Origin of the sequence: Neorhizobium tunisiense, from assembly GCF_039631515.1 — a bacterium.
Classification (GTDB): Bacteria; Pseudomonadota; Alphaproteobacteria; order Rhizobiales; family Rhizobiaceae; genus Neorhizobium.
The window spans coordinates 184,733-207,801 of sequence record NZ_JBDIUU010000002.1 but is presented as its reverse complement, the minus strand read 5'-3'; the positions used below and the strand labels follow the sequence as shown (position 1 = coordinate 207,801).

The 23,069-nt window shown below is 61.9% G+C and carries 20 protein-coding genes; 6 read left to right on the top strand and 14 right to left on the bottom strand.

The features are described from left to right. Positions 1-193 precede the first annotated feature (193 nt). The 9 genes from ABCW43_RS10060 to ABCW43_RS10020 all read right to left on the bottom strand — a co-directional run bounded on the left by ABCW43_RS10060 (position 194) and on the right by ABCW43_RS10020 (position 8,789). Positions 194-397 carry a DUF1059 domain-containing protein gene (locus ABCW43_RS10060; protein WP_345923766.1) on the bottom strand — a complete coding sequence of 68 codons (204 nt, stop codon included), beginning with the start codon at positions 395-397 and terminating at the stop codon, positions 194-196. Between the two features lie 123 nt (positions 398-520). Next, positions 521-1,414: a 3-hydroxyisobutyrate dehydrogenase gene (gene mmsB, locus ABCW43_RS10055; protein WP_345923764.1), complete on the bottom strand. Its 894-nt coding sequence runs from the start codon at positions 1,412-1,414 to the stop codon at positions 521-523. Between the two features lie 26 nt (positions 1,415-1,440). Continuing rightward, on the bottom strand, positions 1,441-2,520 hold the full coding sequence (locus ABCW43_RS10050; protein ID WP_345923762.1) for an enoyl-CoA hydratase/isomerase family protein: 1,080 nt from the start codon (positions 2,518-2,520) through the stop codon (positions 1,441-1,443). A gap of 13 nt (positions 2,521-2,533) precedes the next feature. After that, positions 2,534-4,129, bottom strand: coding sequence for a GMC family oxidoreductase (locus ABCW43_RS10045; RefSeq protein ID WP_345923760.1), 1,596 nt, complete (start codon positions 4,127-4,129; stop codon positions 2,534-2,536). Between the two features lie 70 nt (positions 4,130-4,199). After that, positions 4,200-5,198: a branched-chain amino acid ABC transporter permease gene (locus ABCW43_RS10040; protein WP_345923758.1), complete on the bottom strand. Its 999-nt coding sequence runs from the start codon at positions 5,196-5,198 to the stop codon at positions 4,200-4,202. Position 5,199: 1 nt separating this feature from the next. Continuing rightward, positions 5,200-6,087, bottom strand: a complete 888-nt coding sequence (locus tag ABCW43_RS10035; protein WP_345923755.1) for a branched-chain amino acid ABC transporter permease — start codon at positions 6,085-6,087, stop codon at positions 5,200-5,202. Positions 6,088-6,091: 4 nt separating this feature from the next. After that, the gene (locus ABCW43_RS10030; protein ID WP_345923753.1) at positions 6,092-6,793 is read right to left on the bottom strand and encodes an ABC transporter ATP-binding protein; all 702 of its coding nucleotides are present in this window, start codon (positions 6,791-6,793) and stop codon (positions 6,092-6,094) included. Further along, positions 6,793-7,575: an ABC transporter ATP-binding protein gene (locus tag ABCW43_RS10025; RefSeq protein WP_345923751.1), complete on the bottom strand. Its 783-nt coding sequence runs from the start codon at positions 7,573-7,575 to the stop codon at positions 6,793-6,795. Before ABCW43_RS10025 ends, ABCW43_RS10030 begins: the two co-directional genes overlap by 1 nt. Next, complete coding sequence (locus ABCW43_RS10020; RefSeq protein ID WP_445738921.1) at positions 7,575-8,789, bottom strand: ABC transporter substrate-binding protein; 1,215 nt, start codon at positions 8,787-8,789, stop codon at positions 7,575-7,577. Before ABCW43_RS10020 ends, ABCW43_RS10025 begins: the two co-directional genes overlap by 1 nt. A gap of 181 nt (positions 8,790-8,970) precedes the next feature. Here ABCW43_RS10020 and ABCW43_RS10015 point away from each other — a divergent pair, with 181 nt between their 5' ends. Then, complete coding sequence (locus ABCW43_RS10015; RefSeq protein ID WP_345923749.1) at positions 8,971-9,957, top strand: LysR family transcriptional regulator; 987 nt, start codon at positions 8,971-8,973, stop codon at positions 9,955-9,957. On the opposite strand, the gene ABCW43_RS10010 is transcribed toward ABCW43_RS10015, so the two are convergent. The 3 genes from ABCW43_RS10010 to ABCW43_RS10000 all read right to left on the bottom strand — a co-directional run bounded on the left by ABCW43_RS10010 (position 9,906) and on the right by ABCW43_RS10000 (position 14,922). Next, positions 9,906-13,061, bottom strand: a complete 3,156-nt coding sequence (locus ABCW43_RS10010; protein WP_345923746.1) for an efflux RND transporter permease subunit — start codon at positions 13,059-13,061, stop codon at positions 9,906-9,908. The genes ABCW43_RS10015 and ABCW43_RS10010 overlap by 52 nt on opposite strands. 27 nt (positions 13,062-13,088) lie before the next feature. After that, positions 13,089-14,246, bottom strand: coding sequence for an efflux RND transporter periplasmic adaptor subunit (locus ABCW43_RS10005; protein ID WP_345923744.1), 1,158 nt, complete (start codon positions 14,244-14,246; stop codon positions 13,089-13,091). 73 nt (positions 14,247-14,319) lie between these two features. Beyond that, on the bottom strand, positions 14,320-14,922 hold the full coding sequence (locus tag ABCW43_RS10000) for a TetR/AcrR family transcriptional regulator (protein WP_345923742.1): 603 nt from the start codon (positions 14,920-14,922) through the stop codon (positions 14,320-14,322). A gap of 272 nt (positions 14,923-15,194) precedes the next feature. On the opposite strand from ABCW43_RS10000, the gene ABCW43_RS09995 reads away from it, so the two are divergent. Together ABCW43_RS09995 and ABCW43_RS09990 are read left to right on the top strand one after the other, a co-directional pair. Beyond that, positions 15,195-17,138: a hybrid sensor histidine kinase/response regulator gene (locus ABCW43_RS09995; protein WP_345923740.1), complete on the top strand. Its 1,944-nt coding sequence runs from the start codon at positions 15,195-15,197 to the stop codon at positions 17,136-17,138. Positions 17,139-17,190: 52 nt separating this feature from the next. Next, on the top strand, positions 17,191-17,466 hold the full coding sequence (locus tag ABCW43_RS09990; RefSeq protein ID WP_345923738.1) for a BON domain-containing protein: 276 nt from the start codon (positions 17,191-17,193) through the stop codon (positions 17,464-17,466). Positions 17,467-17,532: 66 nt separating this feature from the next. On the opposite strand, the gene ABCW43_RS09985 is transcribed toward ABCW43_RS09990, so the two are convergent. Further along, on the bottom strand, positions 17,533-19,875 hold the full coding sequence (locus ABCW43_RS09985; protein ID WP_345923736.1) for a glucose/quinate/shikimate family membrane-bound PQQ-dependent dehydrogenase: 2,343 nt from the start codon (positions 19,873-19,875) through the stop codon (positions 17,533-17,535). A gap of 171 nt (positions 19,876-20,046) precedes the next feature. On the opposite strand from ABCW43_RS09985, the gene ABCW43_RS09980 reads away from it, so the two are divergent. Both ABCW43_RS09980 and ABCW43_RS09975 read left to right on the top strand, forming a co-directional pair. Further along, positions 20,047-20,682, top strand: a complete 636-nt coding sequence (locus ABCW43_RS09980) for a UdgX family uracil-DNA binding protein (RefSeq protein WP_345923734.1) — start codon at positions 20,047-20,049, stop codon at positions 20,680-20,682. A gap of 2 nt (positions 20,683-20,684) precedes the next feature. Next, complete coding sequence (locus ABCW43_RS09975) at positions 20,685-21,410, top strand: glutathione S-transferase (RefSeq protein WP_345923732.1); 726 nt, start codon at positions 20,685-20,687, stop codon at positions 21,408-21,410. A gap of 112 nt (positions 21,411-21,522) precedes the next feature. On the opposite strand, the gene ABCW43_RS09970 is transcribed toward ABCW43_RS09975, so the two are convergent. Continuing rightward, complete coding sequence (locus ABCW43_RS09970; protein WP_345923730.1) at positions 21,523-21,984, bottom strand: sigma-70 family RNA polymerase sigma factor; 462 nt, start codon at positions 21,982-21,984, stop codon at positions 21,523-21,525. Positions 21,985-22,216: 232 nt separating this feature from the next. Between ABCW43_RS09970 and ku the strand changes: the two genes are divergently transcribed. Continuing rightward, positions 22,217-23,068: a non-homologous end joining protein Ku gene (ku, locus tag ABCW43_RS09965; protein ID WP_345923728.1), complete on the top strand. Its 852-nt coding sequence runs from the start codon at positions 22,217-22,219 to the stop codon at positions 23,066-23,068. The last annotated feature ends 1 nt before the right edge of the window (position 23,069 follow it).

Sequence of the window (23,069 nt, the reverse complement as noted above, 5' to 3'; positions counted from 1 at the left end):
GGATCATGCCGGTGAAACTACCGGTACGTCCAGCAAACCGCGAGAAACCTCGCACCCCGCTTTATGAGCGCCTTAGAAATTTTGACCCTTTTCCGCCATATTTGGCGGAGCTTTTCACTCAAACGCCCGAGAGGCGCTCCCCCATCGAATGAAGAAGCGCCATCGAAGCTAAGGTAACTCGATTACGGATACCTCACGCGACGTTGCGCGACGGTTCCATCTCGTGGATGGCCTTGGTGATTTCCGAACGGAACTCCGGCGTATCCTGATGACCGTGTACGGTAACAGCGTGCTGTACCGCGGCGTTGACGAGTTCGTCCATACTGTCGGCCGAGATGGCTACGGTGCATTTCATCTCGCTCGGAAACTCACGGCAATCGATAAATTTGCGTCCCATGCTGACCTCCATCCCAAGTCCCGGCATCGATCTGCCAGGAACGGACGGATTTTACTCTCTTTGCCGGGAGGAAACATACGCCAAAGGGTCTACCCACGCAGCTTTCACGACGGCGCGCGCGCCTCAACCGTTCCTGCCCGCCTTCTCTCGAAGCATCTGGATGATGGCTGAGAAATCGTCCGCGCCGTGCCCCGTCCTTTCAAACTCGGCGTAAAGCTCGGCGGCGTGGGCACCGAGCGGCGTGGCCGCACCGGACTGTTTCGCAGCCTCCTGGGACAGCGTCAGGTCCTTCAGCATCAGCGCTGCCGCAAAACCGGGTTTGTAATCGTTGTTGGCCGGCGAAGTCGGCACCGGACCCGGTACCGGGCAATAGGTGGTGAGCGACCAGCACTGGCCTGACGAGGTGGAGGCGACGTCGAACAGCGCCTGATGCGAAAGGCCGAGCTTTTCCGCGAGGCCAAATGCCTCGCAGACGCCGATCATCGAAATGCCCAATATCATGTTGTTGCAGATTTTTGCCGCCTGGCCGGCGCCAGCGTCGCCGCAATGGACGATCCTCTTTCCCATCGCCTCGAGGATAGGCTTGCCCGAGGCGAACGCATTTTCCGAACCGCCGACCATGAAAGTGAGCGTGCCGGCCGCCGCCCCGCCGGTGCCGCCGGAGACGGGTGCATCGAGGGAGATACAGTTCATCACATCCGCCAGTTCGTGTGCCTTGCGGGCGCTTTCCACGTCGATGGTCGAGCAGTCGATGACCAGAGTTCCCTCCGGGATGAGCGTGGTGAGATCGGTCCACACTGCGGTGACGTGCTGACCCTTCGGCAGCATGGTGATGACGCATTCCGCATCGCGCACCGCCTCCGCCAGCGCGCCGGACGCCTTCACACCCGTCTCGGCAGCTGCCTTCACCGACGCTTCCGACAGGTCGAAGCCGCGCACCTCATGGCCGGCTTTCACAAGGTTGGCGGCCATCGGCCCGCCCATATTGCCAAGGCCAACGAAAGCGATCTTGGTCATGTCTTCCTCCCCTCGTCGTTGTTGTTTTAAAGTCTGTGATCTGGAAACAGCACCGGATGCCACGCTGCGAAATAGCGGTCGAGATCCGCATCCCCGACCTCCTCCAAGGTCGCCGGAGACCACTTCGGATTGCGGTCCTTGTCGATGATCGCCGCGCGCACGCCCTCGTAGAAATCGTGATTGCGCAGGATTTCGGCCCCGGCGGTGAATTCCCGCTCCAGGCATTCGACAAGGCTCGAACTTTCGCGGCCGCGCCTGATGAGCCGAAGCGCGAGCTTGAGGCTGGTCGGCGAGCGCTTGGCGATGATGTCACGCGTCCTGATGGAGAATTCATCATCCTCTCTATTCAGGGCTTCCACAATCTCCTCGACCGTATCGAAGCGAAAAACCCGGTCGATCAGGTCACGATGGGCTTCGAGCTGGCTTTCTCCTGGCGCAAGGGCGAAACGATCGACCACCGCCCTCACCTGCTCGTCGGATGCGCCGCCCTTCAGTTCTCCCAACGCCTCGACAAGTGAGCCGAGCCGTTCCGAAGGCACGTTCACATCGGCAAGACCGGCATAGATGGCGTCTGCCGCGCCGATCACCTCGCCCGTCAGTCCCATCCAGGTGCCGGTCTCGCCGGGCGCGCGGGGAAGCAGCCAGGTGGCGCCGACATCCGGGACGTAGCCGATGCCGGTCTCGGGCATGGCAAGACGGGTGCGTTCCGTGACGATCCGATGTTTTCCATGCGAGGCAACCCCGACGCCGCCACCCATGACGATGCCGTCCATCAGCGCCACATACGGCTTTTCGTAGCGGGAGATCATATAGTTGACCGGGAACTCCTCGCGCCAGAATCGCGTGACGTCAGGATCGTCCGACTTGCCGCTCTCGTAGATGACCCGGATATCTCCTCCTGCGCAAAGACCGCGCTCTCCCTCGCCTTTCAGGATGACACAGGAGATTTCCGGGTCGTCGGCGAACCGCTCCAGCGCCGCCTTCATCGTCCGCACCATGGAAAGGCTGAGGCTGTTGAGCGCCCTCGGTCGGTTGAGCCGGATGACGGCGGCCGAACCGATACGGTCGGTGAGGACTTCGTCGCTCTGGGCAGGTGTGTCGGACATGCGCTTCTCCGGTCTACCGATTGTCCGCCAGGATCATCTCGGCCGCCTTTTCGGCGATCATGATCGTCGGCGAATTGGTGTTGCCGGACACTATATTAGGCATGATCGAGGCGTCGGCGATACGTAGCCTTCCGACTGCGCGCATTTTCAGGCGGGGATCGACGACACTGTCCGGATCCACCCCCATCCGGGCCGTGCCGACCGGATGGAAGATCGTCGTGCCGATATCGCCGGCCGCCCTTTCGAGATCGGCGTCGGTCTCGTAGGAGGGGCCGGGCTTGTATTCCTCCGGATGATAGCGCGCAAATGCCGGTTTTCTGACGATCTCGCGGGTGATCCTGATCGACTTGACGGCAACGTCGCGGTCGGCGGCCGTCGACAGGTAATTCGGATGGATGCCAGGCGCTGCTGCGAAATCCGGGCTTTTGAGGTGCACGGAGCCGCGGCTCTCGGGGCGAAGATTGCACACGCTCGCAGTCATTGCCGGGAACGAGTGGACCGGTTCGCCGAACTTGTCGAGCGACACCGGCTGGACGTGATATTCCAGATCCGGCGTCTCCTTGTCGGGACCGGACCTGGTGAAGATGCCGAGCTGGCTCGGCGCCATCGACATCGGCCCCGAGCGCCGGAAGGCGTATTCCAGCCCGATCGAGGCCTTGCCGATCAGGCTCGACGCCTTTTCGTTGAGGGTCGGAACCCCGGTCACCTTGTAGACGAGGCGAAGCTGCAGATGGTCCTGCAGGTTCTCGCCGACGCCCTTGACCTCCTTGACCACCTCGACACCGGCATTGGCAAGCACGTCGCCGCGACCGATGCCGGAAAGTTCGAGGATATGCGGCGTGCCGATCGCGCCGGCGCTGAGCACGGTTTCGCGTTTCGCATAGGCCTTCTTCGCCACCCCGTCGTGCTGGAACTCGACGCCCTTCACCTCGCCGTTTTCGACGATCAGCTTTCGGACATGCGCCTTGGTGAGCACCGTGAGGTTGGGCCGCTTCATTGCCGGTCGCAGGAATGCCTTGGACGTGTTCCAGCGGATGCCGGAGCGCTGGTTGACGTCGAAATAGCTGGAGCCCTCGTTGCTGCCGCGATTGAAGTCGTCGACGATCGGGATACCGGCCTCTTCCGCCGCCTTCTGGAAACTGTCGAGCACGGCCCAGCGGAGGCGCTGCTTTTCGATGCGCCACTCGCCGCCGGCGCCGTGCATGTCATCGGCACCCTTGTAGAAATCCTGACTTTTCTTGAAGATCGGCAGCACGTCGTCCCAGCCCCAGCCGGTGCAGCCCATCTGCCGCCACATGTCGTAGTCGTAAGCCTGGCCGCGCATGTAGATCATGCCGTTGATCGACGAGCACCCGCCGAGGATCTTTCCGCGGGGGTAGGAGAGCGAACGGCCGTTCAGCCCCTCTTCCTTCTCGGTGGTAAAACACCAGTCGGTGCGCGGATTGTTGATGCAGTAGAGGTACCCGACGGGAATATGCACCCAATGATAGTTGTCGTTACCGCCCGCTTCGAGGATCAGCACCCGGTTGCCCGGGTCCTTCGATAGCCGATTGGCCAATACGCAGCCGGCGCTGCCCGCCCCGATGACAATGTAGTCGTAATTTTCCATGCTCATGCTCCAGGGAGAAGCGCCCCGCGAGCCATGCCCGCAAGCCGCATCCCTGCACCCTCCCTCTATCTTATCGTCTATGCTCGAAACCGAGCTTCCGGCCGAGCCGGGAGGCGTAGAATTCCCCGATAATGCCCCGCCGGAAAACGAGGACGCAGACCATGAAGATCACGCCCGTAACGATCGTCACCGGGAATTGAGAGGTCGCCAGGTAGTTCTGCAGCGTGACCACCAGGCCCGCCCCGAATATCGGCCCGATCAGCGTGCCGATGCCGCCGAGCAGCGTCATCAGGATCACTTCGCCGGACATCTGCCAGGCGACATCCGTCAGAGTCGCGAACTGGAAGACCAGCGCCTTCAGCCCGCCCGCAAGGCCGGCCAGTGCTGCCGACATCACGAAGGCGCCGAGCTTGTAGCGAGCGACGGAGTAACCGAGCGAGATGGCCCGCGGCTCGTTCTCGCGGATCGACCGGAGGATCATGCCGAAGGGCGAGTTGATGAACCGCCAGATGATCACCATGCCGATCAGGAACACGCCCAGCACGAAATAATACATGTTGGTCGAGATGTTGAGGTCGATGAAACCGAACAGATGGCCGCGCGGCACCGACTGGATGCCGTCCTCACCTTCCGTGAATTCCGCCTGCAGGCAGAAGAAGAAGAACATCTGCGACAGGGCGAGTGTGATCATCGCGAAATAGATGCCCTGCCGGCGGATCGCGAAGAACCCCATGATCAGGCCGAGCATTGCCGCGCCCACGACCCCGGTCAGGATACCGAGTTCAGGCGGAAAGCCCCATTCCTTGACGACATGCGCGGTAAAATAGGCCGCCCCGCCGAAGAAGGTCGCGTGGCCAAAAGAGAGCAGCCCCGTGTACCCGAGCAGCAGATTGAAGGCGCATGCAAACAGCGCGAAGCACAAGAGCTTCATCAGGAAGATCGGGTAGAAGAACATCGGCGCGAGGATCAGAACCGCGAGGCCGATGATCACAAAGATCATGTAGGTCCTGGACGCGGTGGCCGAGCGTTCGATACGCGGCTTGGCAGCGGTTTGGGTCATCTCGCTCATCTCACGCATCCCGTCCGAAAAGGCCGGCTGGCCGGAGTAGAAGCACGATCGCCATGATCACGAAGATCACGATGTTGGATGCTTCCGGATAGAACACCTTGGTGAGGCCTTCTGCAATGCCCAGCATATAGCCGGTGAGGATGGCCCCCATGATCGAGCCCATGCCGCCGACCACGACCACCGCGAAAACGACGATGATGATGTTCGATCCCATCAGCGGCGAGACCTGGTAGATCGGCGCGGCAAGCACGCCGGCAAAGGCGGCGAGCGCTGCGCCGAGCCCGTAAGTGAGCGTCAGGAGCACCGGCACGTTGACACCGAAAGCCTGGACCAGGACCGGGTTTTCCGTGGCGGCGCGAAGATAGGCGCCGAGCTTGGTCTTCTCGATCAGCAGCCATGTGCCAATGCAGGCAACCAGCGACACGACGACCACCCAGCCGCGATAGATGGGCAGGAACATGAAGCCGAGATTGGTGCCGCCGGCAAGCTGCGCCGGCACCGAATAGGGCTGGCCCGCGGCGCCATAGAGATACCGAAACGTACCCTCGATGGTCAGCGCCAGGCCGAACGTGAAGAGCAGGCCGTAGAGCGGATCGAGATCGTAGAGCCGCGACAGCATCGTCCGTTCGATGATGGCTCCGAACAGGCCGACGACGATCGGCCCGAGGATCAGCGCGACCCAGTAGTTGATGCCGAAATATTCCAGCATCAGCATCGCCGCAAAGGCGCCGAGCATGTATTGCGCGCCATGCGCGAAGTTGATGACCCGCAGAAGGCCGAAGATGACCGCGAGGCCGAGGCTGAGCAGCGCGTAGAAGGACCCGTTGATCAGGCCGATCAGGAGCTGCCCGAGAAAGGCCTGAAGCGGTATGCCGAAGATCATCGTCATAGCGTCACACCCCCAACACTTTATGCAGCATGTCCATCTTGCCCGGCAGTTCCCCGACCGGGAAATCCGCGACCATCCGCCCGTGATCCATCAGGTAGAACCGGTCGGCGACGCGGCTCGCGAAGCGGAAGTTCTGCTCCACCAGCAGCACCGTCATGCCGCGGTCCTTCAGCGTCTTCAGCACTTCGCCGATGCGCTGCACGATGACCGGCGCCAGACCTTCGGTCGGCTCGTCCAATATCAGAAGCTTGACGCCGGTGCGCAGGATGCGGGCGATCGCCAGCATCTGCTGCTCGCCCCCGGAGAGCTTGGTGCCGGGGCTGGCGCGCCGCTCCAGAAGGTTCGGAAAGAGTTCGTAGATCTCCTCGAGCGACATGCCGCCTTCAGCCACGACCGGCGGCAGCATCAGGTTTTCCTCGACGGTCAAAGTCGAGAAGATGCCGCGCTCTTCCGGTACGAAGCCGATGCCGTTATGCGCCGTGCGATGCAGCGGCACGTTGGCCATATCCTTGCCCGCAAAGCGGATTTCGCCCTTCCGCTCGCGGATGATGCCGACGATGGTCCTGAGCGTCGTCGTCTTGCCGACACCGTTGCGGCCGAGAATGGTGATCGTCTCGCCCTCGCCCACCGTCATGTCGACGCCATGCAGGACGTGGCTTTCGCCGTACCAGGCATTGAGGTTGGAAACTTGCAACAACGGTGCCATCAAGCCTCCTCCGTGCCCATATAGGCGGTGCGGACGCGCGGGTCCTGGCTGACCTCGGCATAGTCACCCTCGGCCAGAATTTCGCCGCGCTGGAGCACCGTCACGTGGTGGCAGATATCGGCGACGACGGAGAGATTGTGCTCGACCATCAGCACCGCACGGGTCTTCGCCACCTCGCGAATGATGTTGGAAACGGTGCCGATATCCTCCTGGCCCATGCCGGCCATCGGCTCGTCGAGCAGCAGCACCTTGGGATCGAGCGCCAGCGTCGTGGCGATCTCCAGCACGCGCTTGCGGCCATAGGAAAGGTCGGCGGCGAGAGCATTGCGTTCGCGCTTCAGCCCGACCGACTCGATCAATTCGTCGGCCCGCGCATTCAGCCGATCGAGCGAGGAGACGGGCAGCCAGAACTGCGTCGAAAGCCCGTTCGGCCGCTGCAATGCGACGCGCACATTGTCGAGCACCGTCAGATGCGGAAAGACCGCCGAAATCTGGAAGGAGCGGACCAGCCCCATGCGGGCGATCCTGTCCGGCGGCGTTTTGGTGATGTCCGTGCCCATAAGCGTGATCGTGCCCGCCGTCGGCTGCAGGAACTTGGTGAGCAGGTTGAAGACGGTCGTCTTGCCGGCCCCGTTCGGGCCGATCAGCGCATGGACGCGCGCGTGGCGGACGTCGAGATCGACCTGTTTCACCGCCATGAAGGCACCGAAGCTTTTCGAGAGGCCGCGGGCGGACAATACCACCCGCGGCTCTTCCTGTTTTGCTGTCGCGGAAACCGCCATTACTTCACCAGGTCGCAGCCGCTCTTGGCGGGATCCATGTAGGCGTCCTTGCCCGGGATGGTGGCGAGTACGGTGAAATAATCCCAGGGCTCCTTGCTTTCGCCCGGCTTCTTGACCTGCAGCAGGTACATGTCGTGGATCATCCGGCCGTTCTTGGCGACCGTGCCGCCGCGGGCGTAGAAATCGTCGACCGGCATTTCGTGCAGCGCCTTGGAGACGGCATCCGCATCGTCGGTGCCGGCCTTCTGGATCGCCTTCAGATATTGGGTGACCGCCGAATAGGTGCCGCTATGGACCATGTTCGGCATCTTTTTGGTGCGGGCGAAGAACTTTTTCGCAAACTCGCGGCTCTTGTCGTCGAGGTTCCAGTAATAACCCTCGGTCAGGGTCAGACCCTGCGCCGCCTGCAAGCCGAGGCCATGCACTTCGGCGAGCGTGAAGAGAAGTGCCGCAAGCCGCTGGCCGCCGGCAGTGATGCCGAATTCGGCCGCCTGCTTGATGGCGTTCGCCGTGTCGAGGCCGGCATTTGCAAGGCCGATGACCTTGGCACCGGAAGACTGTGCCTGCAGCAGGAAGGACGAGAAGTCGGTAGTGGCGAGCGGATGGCGGACCGCGCCGACGATCTTGCCGCCGGAGGACTTCACGAAGTCGCCGGTCTGCTGTTCCAGCGAATAGCCGAACGCATAGTCGGCGGTGAGGAAGAACCAGCTGTCGCCGCCCTGCTTGACGAGCGCGCCGCCGGTGCCGACCGCGAGCGCATGGGTGTCATAGGCCCAGTGGAAACCATAGGGGCTGCAGGCCTTGCCAGTGAGGTCCGTGGTCGCCGCGCCCGTGACGATGTCGATCCTCTTCTTTTCCTTGCCGATCGCCTGCACGGCGAGCGCGACCGACGAGGTCGTCAACTCCATGATCGCATCGACCTGCTGCGTGTCGTACCACTGGCGGGCGATGTTGGAGGCGATGTCCGGCTTGTTCTGGTGGTCGGCATCGACGATCTCGATCGAAGCTCCAAGAACCTTGCCGCCGAAATCCTCGACCGCCATCTTGGCCGCCTCGACCGACGACTTGCCGCCGAACTCGGAATAAACCCCCGACTGGTCGTTCAGGATGCCGATCTTGACCTTGTTGTCGGACGCACTCTGCGCGAATGCCGCGCTGCTTGCGAGAACGACGGCCAGGGACGTGACAAGTGATGTCAGAATTGTCTTGTGCATGATTTCTCCTCCCAGAGAATTCGCCCGGAAAATTTAAAGGGTCTGTTCAAAATTGGTGAGCCCCTCTCCTCAAAGCGGCTGCTCCGGATTGCATGGTTCAGGAAAACCGCTGTTGACGCAAGCAGGGCGCTGTAATTAATTGCAAACAGCATCTGTGCATTTTTGAACAGACGGGAATGCATTGAGCAACAATCAGAACTTCACCTGGGACGATCTGCAATATTTTCTGGCTGTGGCGCGCAGCGGACAGCTGTCCACTGCGGCACGTCAATTGCGCACCAGCCACGCGACCGTGTCCCGGCGGATCGACCGGCTGGAATTCGCCCTCAAGGTCAAGCTGTTCGAGCGCAATCCCCGCGGTTATGTCCTGACCGGCATGGGCCAGCGCTTCATCGAAACGGCGGAGCGCATCGAAATGGAGGCCGACCGGCTGCAGGCAGATGTCGCCTCCGGCACCACGGCGCAGCGCGGCGTGGTGCGCCTCAGTACGCCGGAAGGGTTCGCGAACTTCTTCTTCGCCGACAAGATCCGCAGCTTCTGCGACAGCCATCCGAACATCTCGCTGGAACTGGTGACGATCCAGCAGATCATGTCGCTTTCGCGCAAGGAGGCGGATATCGCCGTCTCGCTCGATCCGCCCAAGGAAGGACCCTATCTCACGGAAAAGCTCACCGACTACAGTCTCAACGTCTATGGGGCGAAATCCTACTTGTCCAAGGCAGCCCCGATCCGCAGCAGGCAGGATCTGCTGTCGCATCCGTTCATCGGCTATATCGAGGACATGATCTTTGCGCCGGGGCTCGACTATCTCGGCGACGTCCATCCGGGCATCAAGGCGCGCTTCCAGAGCTCCAGCATCTTTGCGCAATTGACCGCGACGCTGAACGGCCTCGGTCTTTGCGTGCTGCCGAACTTCATCACCCGCACGCGGCCCGATCTCGAGATCGTGCTGCCGGACGAGGTGGAACTGAGACGCGGCTACTGGCTCATGTGCCACCGGGATCTCAGCCAGATCCCCCGGGTGCGGATGGTCAGGGACTATATCTTCCAGTCCGTCAAGGCAAATCAGGACGCCTTCCTCAGGAATTACCAGGCTCCCGAGGAAGGCGTTCGCCGTTACTCCGCTGCCATCGGCAGGTCGTCACGGCTTTCGAACAAGTCGCCCTGATTGGCGGGCGACCGGTCATCCTTGTTCTTCTTGGGCTCGCGGCCGAAGAACAGGGCATAGGCGGCCGGCAGGACGAGGATGGTCAGCACCGTCGCGACCAGGATGCCGCCCATCATCGCGTAGGCCATCGGTCCCCAGAACACCCCGCGTGAGATCGGGTACAGCGCCAGCACGGCGGTGAGCGCCGTCAGCATGATCGGCCGGAAGCGACGCACGGCAGCACCGACGATCGCCTCCATCCGCTCCATGCCCGCCGCGATGTCCTGGTCGATCTGGTCGACGAGGATGATCGAGTTGCGGATGATGATGCCGAGCAGCGCGATGACGCCGAGGATCGCCACGAAGCCGAACGGCGCGCCAGTCACAAGCAGCGCCCCAGCGGCGCCGATGATGCCGAGCGGACCGGTGGCCAGCACCAGCATCGCCTTGCCGAAATGCTGCAGCTGGATCATCAGCAGCACGAGGATGACCAGGAGCATGATCGGTGCCTTGGCAGCGATCGAGTTCTGGCTTTCCGCCGCATCCTCTGCACCGCCCTGGATCTCGACCTGATAGCCGGCCGGCAGCTTGGCGCGCAGGTCGGCCATGCTGTTGTAGAGGTTGATCGACACCTGGGTCGGTTCCACGCCATCCGGCAAGGTTGCCTTGACGGTGATCGTCGGCAGGCGGTCGCGGCGCCATTCGATACCCTGTTCAAGGACCGGCACGACCTTGGCAATCTGCGAGACCGGCACGAAGCCGCCGAAATCCGTCGGGACATAGACCGACTGGACGGCCGAGAGCAGATTGCGGGTGGCATCCGGCTCGCGGACGACGATCGAGACCGTTTCCTCGCCATCACGGAAGTCGCTGATCGGAGCACCGGAGACTGCTGCCTGCAGCATCTGGCGGACACGCTGCGAGGTGACGCCCAGCGCCCGGGCACGATCCTGGTCGATGACCAGTTTCATGGCTGTCACCGGCTCCATCCAGTCGTCATGGATCGCGCCGAACAGCGGCTGCTGCTGGAAACGTTCCTTGACCTGGTCGGCGATGCGGCGCACTTCCGACGGATCCGGACCGATGACGCGCATCTGGACCGGCCAGCCAACCGGCGGACCGAGGAACAGGCGATCGACCTTGCCGCGCACGGTCGGGAAGTCCTTGGCGAGGATGTCCCTGAGCTTGACGATCAGACGCTCGCGGGCATCGACGTCCTTGGACATGATCAGGAGCTGCGCGTAGTTCGGGTTGCGGAGCTGCTGGTCGAGCGGCAGGAAGAAGCGCGGCGCGCCCTCGCCGATATAGGTGGCGACGAAGGTCTTGTCCTGATCGGGCAGGATCTTGTCTTCAAGGGCTTTCGCCTGGCGTTCGACTTCCTCGATCGCCGTGCCTTCCGGCAGCCAGAGGTCGACCAGGATTTCCGGCCGCGAGGACTGCGGGAAGAAGCTCTGCGGGATGAACTGGAAGGACCAGAGACTGCCGAAGAAGGCACCGAAGGTCAGCAACAGCACGATCGCCTTGTGACGCACGGACCAGCCGACCGCATGTCGGACGCCGCGGTACATGCGTGTATCATAGGCATCGTGATGGTTGCCGACATGCGCCCGCTGCTTGAGGATCATGTAGCCGAGCCAGGGAGTGAAATAGACGGCCACGAACCACGACACGACGAGCGCGATGCCCACCACGTAGAACAGCGTGCGGACGTATTCGCCGGCGGTGGAATCGGCGAACCCGACCGGGATGAAGCCGGCAGTGGTGATCAATGTGCCGGTCAGCATCGGGAAGGCGGTGGATGAATAGGCGAAGGTGGCGGCATCGAGGCGTGCGAGCCCCTCTTCCAGCTTCCGTTCCATCATCTCGACGACGATCATCGCATCGTCGACGAGCAGGCCGAGCGCGATGATCAGCGCGCCGAGCGAGATGCGCTGCAGCTCGATGCCCATGTAGAACATGATCGCGAACGTCGCAGACAGAACCAGCGGAATGGTGATGGCGATGACGATGCCCGAACGCCAGCCGATCGAGATCAGCGAGACGATGAGGACGATGACGAGAGCTTCCAGCAGGGCCTGGGTGAACTCGCCGACCGCTTCGGTGACGACTTCCGGCTGGTTGGAAACCTGCTCGACGGAAACGCCGACCGGCAGCGTCTGTTCGAAGCGCTCGTAGGTGGCTTCGACTTCATGGCCAACATCGGTGACCTTGAACCCAGGCGCCATGACGACACCTACCTGGACGCTGTCGTGACCGTTGAAGCGGAACTTGCGCTGATAAGGGTTTTCGAGGCCGTCAGTGACGGTGGCGATATCGCCGAGCCGGATCACCTGGTTGCCGGCCTTGAGGCGTAGTTCGCGGATGTCTTCCGGCGTGGTGACGCCGCCTTCGACCGCGATCCGCACCGACCGATCGGCCGTCTGAACGTTGCCGGCGGGATCGATATTGTTCTGGCCGGACAACGCATCGCGGATGTTGAGGACGGTGAGGCCACGCTCGGCGAGCGCCTTCGACGAGACGTCGATGAAGATCTTCTGCGGCTGGTCGCCGAGGATGACGGCCTTTTCGACACCGGGTGTGGCGAGCAGCATGTCGCGGGCCTGGATGGCGAACTGCTTCAGCTCGGGGTAGCTGTATCCCTCGCCGCTGATCGAATTGAGGGTGATGTAGGTATCGCCGAACTCGTCGTTGAAATAAGGACCGAGCAGGCCGGCAGGCAGGTCCTGGGCGATATCCCCGATCTTCTTGCGGACCTGGTAGAAGGCGTCCTTGACCTCGGCGGTATTGGTATCGCCCTTGATCTGCACCGTGGTGATCGCCACGCCGGCGCGGGTATAGGACTTGACCCAGTCGAGATGCGGGGTTTCCTGCAGCTTGCGCTCGATCTTGTTGACGACCTGGTCCTGCATCTCCTGGATGGAGGCGCCGGGCCAGACGGTCTGCACGACCATGACGCGGAAGGTAAAGTCGGGGTCTTCCTTCTGGCCCATGTTCATGACGCCAAGCGCGCCCATGACGATGATGAGGCCGAAGAGGAAGCGGGCGATGCTCGGATGGGCGATCGCCCAGCGGGACAGGTTGAACCGGGCCTTTTCCGGGGGATTGGCCTGATGGGAGGAGCTCATGGTCTTGGGTCCTTTAAACCTGGGCGATCAGGGCGCGAGCGAAGCGGTGGTAAGGTTGCTGACGCTGCCGAAGCGGGAGGCGACGGTTTCCGGCAGCTTGACCTTCATGTCTTCCTTCATGAACTGGGTGCCGGCCGAGACGACGAGGTCGCCCTTGGCTACGCCTTCGGCGACGCGAACGCCGTCGTCGGAGAAATCGGCGACCTTGACGGCGCGCGAACTGACGGTGCCCTTGCCGCGGTCGACGATCCAGACGACGGACTGGCCGTCCTTCTTGGAAAGCGCCGCAAGCGGAATGGCATAGGTGGCGACGGCATTGTCTTCGTCCGCCTCGATCGTCGCGGTCATGCCGAGCAGGACCCGCGGATCGTCGGGCAGGCTGACGCGAACTGCGAAAGTGCGCGACTGCGCATCGGCGCTGCCCGCCACTTCGCGAACCTTGCCGTCAAGCACCAGATCGGTGGCGGACCAGAAGCTGGCCTTGACCGTTTTGCCCGGCTTGAAGTGAGCGACGTCCATTTCCGGAACGGCGATCTGCACTTCCTTGCTGCCCTCGACGGCAACCGAGAGAACCGGCGTGCCGGACGCGACCACCTGGCCGATGTCGGCGCTGACGGCGGTGACGATGCCGTTCTGGTCGGACTTCAATTCGGTGTAGGCAACCTGGTTGCGGGCCTGCTCAAGCGCCGACTCGGCCGATTCTTTCTGCGAAACGGCCTGGTCGTTGGCGAGCTGCGCCTGTTCGAGCTGCGATTGGGAAGAAATGCTCTTCTCGACAAGCGTCTCAGCCCGGCGGCGTGCAAGGCCCGAGATTTCCACCTGCTTCTGGGCGGATGCGAGATCGGCCTCGGCGCGGCGCACCGCGAGCTGGTAATCGACGGAGTCGAGCCGTGCCAGCACGTCGCCGGGGCGAACGCGCTGGCCAACATCGACGAGCCGCTCGGTGATCTTGCCGGCGACACGGAAGCCGAGGTTCATCTCGGTGCGCGCCTTGACGGAGCCGGAATATTGAAGCCTGCGGCCATTCTCGGCGGCAGCAACCTCGGTCACCTTGACCGGGCGGACAACTTCCGGGGCTTCGGCTTTTTTCTCTTCCGAGCAGGCCGTCAGTGCACCGAACGCGGCTGCCACGACAAGGCCTTTGAAGAGAAATGAAACATTGCGTCTGGTCTTTACGAAAGACATGGCTCCGCACTCCTGATGGCGGTTTTTTTTCAATCAAGACGCCCCTTGGCGCCCCGGAACTATTTCAGGCGAATTATCTGAGGGCCTTGAGGCCGAACTCTACGAGATCCTCTGGCTTGCCGATCCTGGTTTCCAGGAGGCAATCTGCAATGAGTTGAGGATGGCAGAGGATGACCATCGACGACATGAAACATTCGGCTGCAAGCTGGTGATCCTGCGCACGGAATTCGCCGGCTTCGATGCCTTGCTCGATGAGGCCAGCAATGACGAGGCGTATCCGTTCGAGATGCTTCTCAATGACCGGCCATTGCTGCTCGATGGCGATCACCACCATCTCATGCACCTTCTTTTCGTCGAGCATGGTCTCGAGCGTGATCCGGTGCTGTTGCAGGACGTGGTCGCGCAACCGCTCGGCGGCGCTCACCGGCCGCTTCGCGTTGGCGAGTGCCGCCTGATAGCTGCCATCCAGCATGCGGTTCGCCAAGGCTTGATGGATGTCGGCCTTGGACGAGAAGAAACGGTAGATATTGGCGGGCGACATGCCGAGATCCCGAGCAATGTCGGCAACATTGGTCTTGGTATAGCCGTAATGCTTGAACAGCCGCTCCGCCGCATCGAGGATGCGGCCGACATTCTCCTGTCGCGACGTTTCCAGGGTATTTTCGTTGGTATCCATACCGCTGAAGTCTTTCATTTTACGTGTGACGATTTTCATCTTTCGTCAGTCGTAAAGGAAAATCCGTCATCCGTCAACCCGGGTCCGGTAGCGGCCGCCGAGGCGCAAGATAAAAATTCTGGAGAAAGGGAACCAAAATGAGACTCAGACATTCTCTCGCGTTAGACCACGGGCGTCGTGGGCTGGGGAAGAGTAATGATCCTGTTGCATAGTCACAACTTTTCGTTGTTACAGCGCGTTAGACCACAAACTTTGTGGGCCGGGGATGATTTATGAGCGTACCTCAAAGTTACGACGTTTCGTTGCTTGACGAGGAGCGGTATCGTCTTCTCGTGGACGCCATCACCGACTATGCGATCTACATGATTGACCCGGAGGGCAAGATCGTCAGCTGGAATCCCGGCGCCCAGCGCTTCAAGGGATACGAGGCCTGGGAAATCCTCGGCGAGCATTTTTCCCGCTTCTATACATCTGAAGACAGACTGGCCCGTGCGCCGGAGCACGCCTTGCGGACCGCTGCGACCGAAGGCCGCTTCGAAAAGGAAGGCTGGCGCGTCCGCAAGGACGGCAGCCGCTTCTGGGCCCATGTCATCATCGACCCGATCTGGGGCCGTTCCGGCGAGCTTCTCGGCTTCGCCAAAGTAACCCGCGACCTGACAGAACGGAAAAAAGCCGAGACGGAACTGCGGTTGAGCGAGGAGAAATTCCGGCTCCTCGTCCAGGGGGTCACCGACTACGCTCTCTACATGCTCGACACGGATGGCCGCGTCAGCAACTGGAACTCCGGCGCCGCGCGCATCAAGGGCTATACGGCTGACGAAATCGTCGGTCAGCATTTTTCGCAATTCTATACACCGGAGGATCGCGAGCGTGGCGAGCCGGCCCGGAGCCTGGAGACCGCACGGCGCGAGGGACGATTCGAGAGGGAAGGCTGGCGGCAGCGCAAGGATGGCTCGCGCTTCTGGGCGCATGTGATCATCGACGCGATCCACAACGAGGAAGGCACCCTTCTCGGCTTTGCCAAGATCACCCGCGACATCACGGAAAAAGTCGAGGCACAGAAGGCCCTCACCCAGGCGCGCGAGGAACTTTTCCAATCCCAGAAGATGGAGGCGATCGGCCAGCTGACCGGTGGCGTCGCCCACGATTTCAACAACCTGCTGATGGCCGTACTGGGCAGCCTGGAAATTCTGAAGAAACGCCTGCCCGACGATCCGGCGCTGACGCCGCTGCTGGATAATGCCATTCAGGGCGCCGAGCGGGGCGCGGCCCTGACCCAGCGGATGCTGGCGTTCTCCCGGCGACAGGAATTGAACATGCAGGCCATCGACGTGCCGGTACTCGTGGGCGGCATGATGGATTTCATTCAGCGCTCGCTCAGCGCCTCCGCCTCGGTGGAAACCCGCTTTGCCGAAAACCTGCCGCATGTCACGAGCGATCCTGTTCAGCTCGAGACCGCGCTTCTGAACCTTGTCGTCAACGCCCGAGACGCGATGGCTGGCGGCGGCACGATCGTCATCAGCGCCGAGGAATATTTGGCAGACGAGAGTACCGACAGGCTGAAGCCCGGTTGTTATGTTCGGCTTTCGGTCGCCGACAGCGGCGAAGGCATGGACGAAGAGACCCTTATCCGCGCGACGACACCTTTCTTCACGACCAAGGGCGTCGGAAAGGGGACGGGGCTCGGATTGTCCATGGTGCAAGGCCTGACCGAACAGTCGGGCGGCAAACTTGAAATCGAAAGCCAAAAGGGCAAGGGCACCACGGTTTCGCTCTATCTGCCTGCGGCAGATGCAAACGACTGTCCGCAGTCTTCGGAGAAGACCATGCCCTCGCCCGCAGCAACTCCCAGAGGACGCCTGACCATTCTCGCCGTCGACGACGACGCGCTGGTCCTGATGAACACGACGCTGATGCTGGAGGATCTCGGCCATACGGTGATCGAGGCCTATAGTGGTACCGATGCCCTGAAGGAGCTGAGAAGCGGCGCCCATGACATCGATCTCGTCATCACCGATCATTCGATGCCCCGCATGACCGGCTCCGAACTGGCCGCCGCCATCCGCGAAGAGCGACCGGGCCTGCCGGTGGTGCTGGCAACCGGCTACGCGGAATTGCCGACCGGCGGCGACAACCGCCTGCCGCGACTGCCGAAACCCTTCTCGCAGAACCAGCTTGAGGAGATCATCGCTACGGTTCTCGCCGGCGGACGCTGAACCAATCGCCCTCGCCGCGCGTTGTCGTGCCGTGTCAGAACGGAGTACGACAATGGTCTTCAAGCATCAGCATTTTCATGAGACGCCTCCCGAGGTCGAGGCGGAGTTTCCGCCAAGTGCAACGCTCGAAGGGGCGGTCTCCGATGCGCTGGCCTCCGCCGGCGGCGTCGATGCAAGCGACGTCACCGTGACCGCCAGCGGATCCGAGATCACCCTGAGCGGGACCGTCCAGTTGGAGAGCGAAGTAGCACGGGCCGAAGAGGTGACGCTAGGCGTCGCCGGAGTGGCCACCGTGCGCAACGAACTCCGTTTCACCCGCCCGAGGTAACCTGGACATACACAGGGTAACGAAAAGGCCCGGGTGTCAGACGCCTGGGCCTTCTGTTCGGCCTGCCTATCGCGGCAGCGCGTAGGCGATCACGTAGTCGCCGGGCTTGGTGCCGACGGAGCCGTGCCCGCCGGCCACCATCACCACGAACTGGCGCCCGTCGTCCACGGCATAGGTCATCGGCGTCGCCTGGCCGCCCGCCGGCAACCGCGCCTTCCAGAGTTCACGACCGTTGGTGAGGTTGTAGGCGCGCAAGTAATTATCCACCGCAGCCCCGAGGAATGCCACGCCGCCCTTGGTGATCATCGGCCCGCCGATGCCTGGCACCCCGACCTTGAAGGGCAGCGGCAGCGGCGTCATGTCGTAGACCGTGCCGTTGCGGTGCTTGTAGGCGATCTGGCCGGTCCGCAGATCCACGCCCGAGACATAACCCCATGGCGGCGCCTGGCAGGGGATCTGCAACGGCCCGAGGAACGGCCCCATGTAGACGCCGTAAGGTGCGCCGTCATTGCGGTTGAGGCCCTGTTCGCTGCCCTTCTGATCCTGGGCCTTCGGCGGGATGTCCGCACGCGGCACCAGCCTTGAGGTGAAGGCGAGATAGGTCGGCATGCCGAACATCACCTGCCGTTCCGGATCGACCGCGACGCTGCCCCAGTTGAACGTGCCGAAATTGCCCGGATAGACGATCGAGCCCTTCAGCGACGGCGGCGTGTAACGGCCGAAATAGTTGTACTGATGGTACCAGATGCGGCAGACCATCTGGTCGAACATGGTGATGCCCCACATGTCCCGTTCTTCAAGCGGTCTCGGCTTGAAGGACAGGGCTGAGGTGGGCTGCGTCGGCGCGGTGCGATCTTCCGGGATCGCACCTCCCGGTGCCGGCTCCTCGGTGATCGGGATGATCGGCTCGCCGCTGCGACGGTCGAGCACGTAGATGTCGCCCTGCTTGGTCGGGCCGACCAGAGCCGGCACCACGGTATTGTCCGGCTTGGTAATGTTGAGGAGGACCGGCTGGGCGGGAACGTCCATGTCCCAGAGATCGTGATGCACCGTCTGGCGCACCCAGCGGTCGGCGCCGGTATTGAGGTCGAGCGCGACGATCGACGAGGAATATTTCTCGACATTCTCGCTGCGGCCCATGCCGAGCTGGTCGGGCACCTGGTTGCCGAGCGGGATATAGACGAGGCCCAATTCCTCGTCGACGCTGAACACAGACCAGCTGTTCGGCGAATTGGTCGTGTAAGTCTGGCCGGGGGGCAAGGGCTGCGTCTGGCTCGGATTGCCCGAATCCCAGTTCCAGATCAGTTGCCCCGTATTGACGTCGAACGCGCGAATGACGCCCGACTGCGACTGGGTGGAGTAGTTGTCGTTGACCGCCCCGCCGATGATGATCTTGTTGCCGGCGATCGCCGGTGGCGAGGTCGAGTAGTAGTAACCGGCTGGATTGTACTGCATGCCGCTGGTGAGCTGCAGCGTTCCGTTGTCGGCGAACGACGTGCAGACCTGGCCGTTGGCGGCGTCGAGTGCGATCAGCCGCGCGTCCGATGTCGGCAGATAGACCCGTTCCGCACAAGGGCTGCCGGCAGCGGCGGTCGTATCCTTATAGTAGCTGACGCCGCGGCAGGTCTGGTGCTGCCGGTCGGGGTTCATGCCGGAATTCGAGTCGTATTTCCACTTCTCCTTGCCGGTCGTCGCGTCCAGCGCGATCGCAAGATTGTGCGGTGTGCAGAGATAGAGGGAGTTGCCGACTTTGAGCGGCGTCACCTGATAGGTCGTCTCACCCACGTCGTCCGGCCGCTTCACGTCGCCGGTCTGGTAGCGCCAGACCTCCGTAAGGTTGGCGACGTTGTCGACCTTGATCTGGTCGAGCGGCGAGTAACGCTGCCCGAAAGGCGTCCGTCCATACTGGTGCCATTCGCCGGGCGGCACGTTGCCGCCCATCGGCGGAGCGGCTGCGACGGATTGTTCGGGAAGCTCGCCGCTCTGGTCCAGCGGATCGAGGAACATCGAGATTATGGCGACGACGATCGCGATCATCAGCGAAATACCGAGCGGCAGAGCGCTGGCGCCGTAGCGCATGCCGGTCGGGCTTGAAAAGCCGAGCGGTGTGCGGACCCAGGGCGTCAGAAGCCAGAGGCCGAGGAGGATGATCAGCCCGCCGCGCGGACCGAGCTGCCACCAATCGAGGCCGACCTCCCATATCGCCCAGGCCAGCGAGGCCAGCACGATAACGGCATAAAGCCTGAGTGCGATGGCGCTCCTCAGGAAAAGCAGGATGCCGGTCAGCACGAAGCCGAGACCGCAGACGATATAATAGGCGCTTCCCCCGAGCAGCAGCAGTTGCCCGCCGCCGACGGCCAGAGCCAAACCGATCAAAATAAAAACGACCGCGGTAATCCTGATAGCCATAATCAAAACCCTGTCCGAATTGGAAAATCCCGGGCGCGAAAACCTCGCGGCACCCCTGGCCCTCAACACAACCTCCGCGCAAAAGTTCCAGTTCGTGTTCCAGCGATGCAAATTTAAAGGAACTCTCCCGCGACCAAGCAGGTTTTGGCATCACCACAAGGAGTTGGAAGGATGCTGACATCGCGCAAAGGACCAGCCTTCGAAACGCCGGGCGCTGACGGCAGCAGAGTGCAGGACGTCAGGCAGGATGCAGAAAACTGCACCCGTTGCGACCTCTATAGGAACGCCACGCATCTCGTGTTCGGCGAGGGGCCACCGCAGGCGAAAGTGCTTTTCGTCGGCGAGCAGCCGGGAGACAAGGAGGATCAGGCGGGCAAGCCATTCGTCGGGCCGGCGGGAAAGCTCCTCGATCGCTGTCTGGAGGAGGCCGGCGTCGAGCGCGACATCTGCTACGTCACCAATGCGGTGAAGCATTTCAAGTTCACCCCACGCGGCAAGCGCCGCATCCACGCCAAACCCAACGCCGGCGAAGTCCAGGCCTGCGCCTGGTGGCTGGCAGCGGAGCTGCGCCTGGTCAAACCGAAACTCGCCGTGGCGCTTGGCGCAACGGCGCTTTATGCCTTGCTGGGAAGGCAGGCGAAAGTGACCCGTGATCGCGGCACGATGTTGAGATCGCCGGACGGCCTGCCGGTACTGGTGACCATCCACCCTTCGGCGCTGCTGAGGACGCTGGATCAGCCGGACGCGGAGCTCAACCGGGCCCACTTCGTCGAAGACTTGAAGAAGATAGCAGAATTTCTGGAGTGACGATGACCTACGAGCTTTATTACTGGGACGGCCTTCAGGGCCGCGGAGAATTCGTGCGGCTGGCGCTGGAAGAAGCCGGAGCTGACTATGTGGATGTTGCCCGCGGCGATCGCGGCACGGGAAAAATGATGGACTATATGCACGGCAAGCATGGTTACGACATGCCGTTCGCACCGCCCTTTCTCAAGGATGGCGACCTTATTGTCTCGCATGTCGCCAACATCCTCAACTATCTCGGGCCGAAGCTGGATCTGGTGCCGGAGGACGAGAAATCCCGCCTCTTCGCCCATGGGCTGCAGCTGACGATCACCGATTTCCTCGCGGAAGTGCACGACACGCACCACCCGATCAGCACCGCCGATTATTACGAGGATCAGCGGCAGGAGGCCAAGGCCCGTTCGAAAGCCTTCCTGAAGCACCGGGTGCCGAAATTTATCGGCTATTTCGATCGCATCATCACAGCAAACCCCACAAAGAGCGGCTATGCGGTGGGCGATGCCCTGAGCTATGTCGACCTGTCGCTCTTCCAGCTCGCCAAAGGTCTCGCCTATGCCTTCCCGCGCGCCATGAAAAACTTCGATAGCGACTATCCCAACGTCGCCAAGCTGCGCGACGCGGTCGCCAAGCGTCCGAATATCGCAGCCTATCTCACGTCGAAGCGCCGGCTCGCCTTCAACGAATCGGGCATATTCCGGCACTACCCGGACCTCGACCAGGATCCGGTCTGATCGGCTAGATAAACGCGAAAACCGGGGCAATCGTCACAAGGACGATCGCCACCGCGATCAATGTAAACTTCATGACGACCTCCAAAGAAAAAAGCTGTCGCGATGCGGCAGCTCAATTGGTTTCTTCCCCCAGTTCCTGCAGAATTTGATGCCGCGCCCGGTTGAGGCGGCTTTTCACCGTGCCCACCGCGCAATCGCAGATCTCCGCAGTGGCCTCGTAACTTTCGCCCAGGATGGCGACGAGCGTCAGCACTTCGCGATAGTGCGGCGGCAGTTTCTCGAGCGCACGCTGGACCTCCCGGGCTCTTGCCGCCATCTCCTGGCTCGCCGCGACCGGCGTGTCCCCGGAGATGTTCTCCTCGATCCCCGGCGCCTCGCGGCCAAGCACCTTGGCACGCGTATAAAAGGTGTTGCGCATGATGGTGAAAAGCCAGCTTTTCAGCTTGGTGCCCGGCTCGAACTTGTCGAGATTGGCGAGCGCCTTCATCAGCGTCTCCTGCACCAGGTCGTCTGCATCGCTGGGATTGCGGCAGAAAGTACGGGCAAATGCGCGGAGAGCCGGAATAAGCCTCACTATGTCTGCACGTGCAGGATCACCATTCAACTGTGATTCAGACACCGTTGCCTACCTCTCCGAAGTCTTCATGGCTGGAATGACGGGGGCAAACGCATGCCTTACGTATTTGGTTCCCCTGAGATGAACGTCCTATTCATCTTCGTGACGGAAACCGCGCCTCGCTCGAGGGAACAAACAGGTCGGCAGGCCTGTTGATAAGACTTTCACGGAGTTCTGCCGGAGTTCGGATATGGCACCGCGTGCAAACTGGAAAGGATATCTGAAGGTCGGAGAGCTGAGCTGCCCTGTGGCGCTTTACACGGCTGCATCGACATCCGACCGCGTCAGCTTCCACATCATCAATCGCGAAACAGGCAACCGCGTCCACCGCCAGATGGTCGATGCCGACACCGGCCGGCCGGTGGAAAGCGAGGACATCGTCAAAGGCTACGAAGTTGCAAGCGGCCAATACGTCTTTTTGGAGCCTGACGAGGTGAAGGCCGCGGTACCGGAGAGCGACAAGACGCTGGAACTCGAAACCTTCATCCCCTGCGACGGCGTCGATACCATCTTCATTGATCGTCCCTATTACCTGGCACCCGCCGACAAACCATCCGCCGAGGTCTTCGAGCTGATCCGCAAAGGACTGGAGGAGAAGAATGTCGCGGCACTCGCTCGCACCGTGCTCTTCAGGCGACTGCGCACACTGCTGATCCGCCCCAGCGAGAGAGGCCTGATCGCCAGCACGCTGAATTACGACTACGAGGTCCGGCCGGCGAAGGAAATCTTCTCCGACATCAAGAGCTTCAAGATCGAGGGCGAGATGCTCGATCTCGCCGAACACATCATCGACACCAAACGCGGCGAATTCGACCCGAGCGAGTTCGACGACCGCTATGAGGCAGCACTTGCCGAGCTGATCAAGGCGAAGATCGAAGGCCGCAAACTCAGGAAGCAGCCGAAGCCGGAACCGAAGAAGGTCTCCAGCCTGCTCGATGCGTTGCGTCAGAGCGCCGGCGGCAGCAGGAAGGCCGCGTCGAAGAAACCCGCCAGGAAACCCGTATCTCGTAAGACTGCCGCCACGCAGAGAAAGGCGAGCTGAT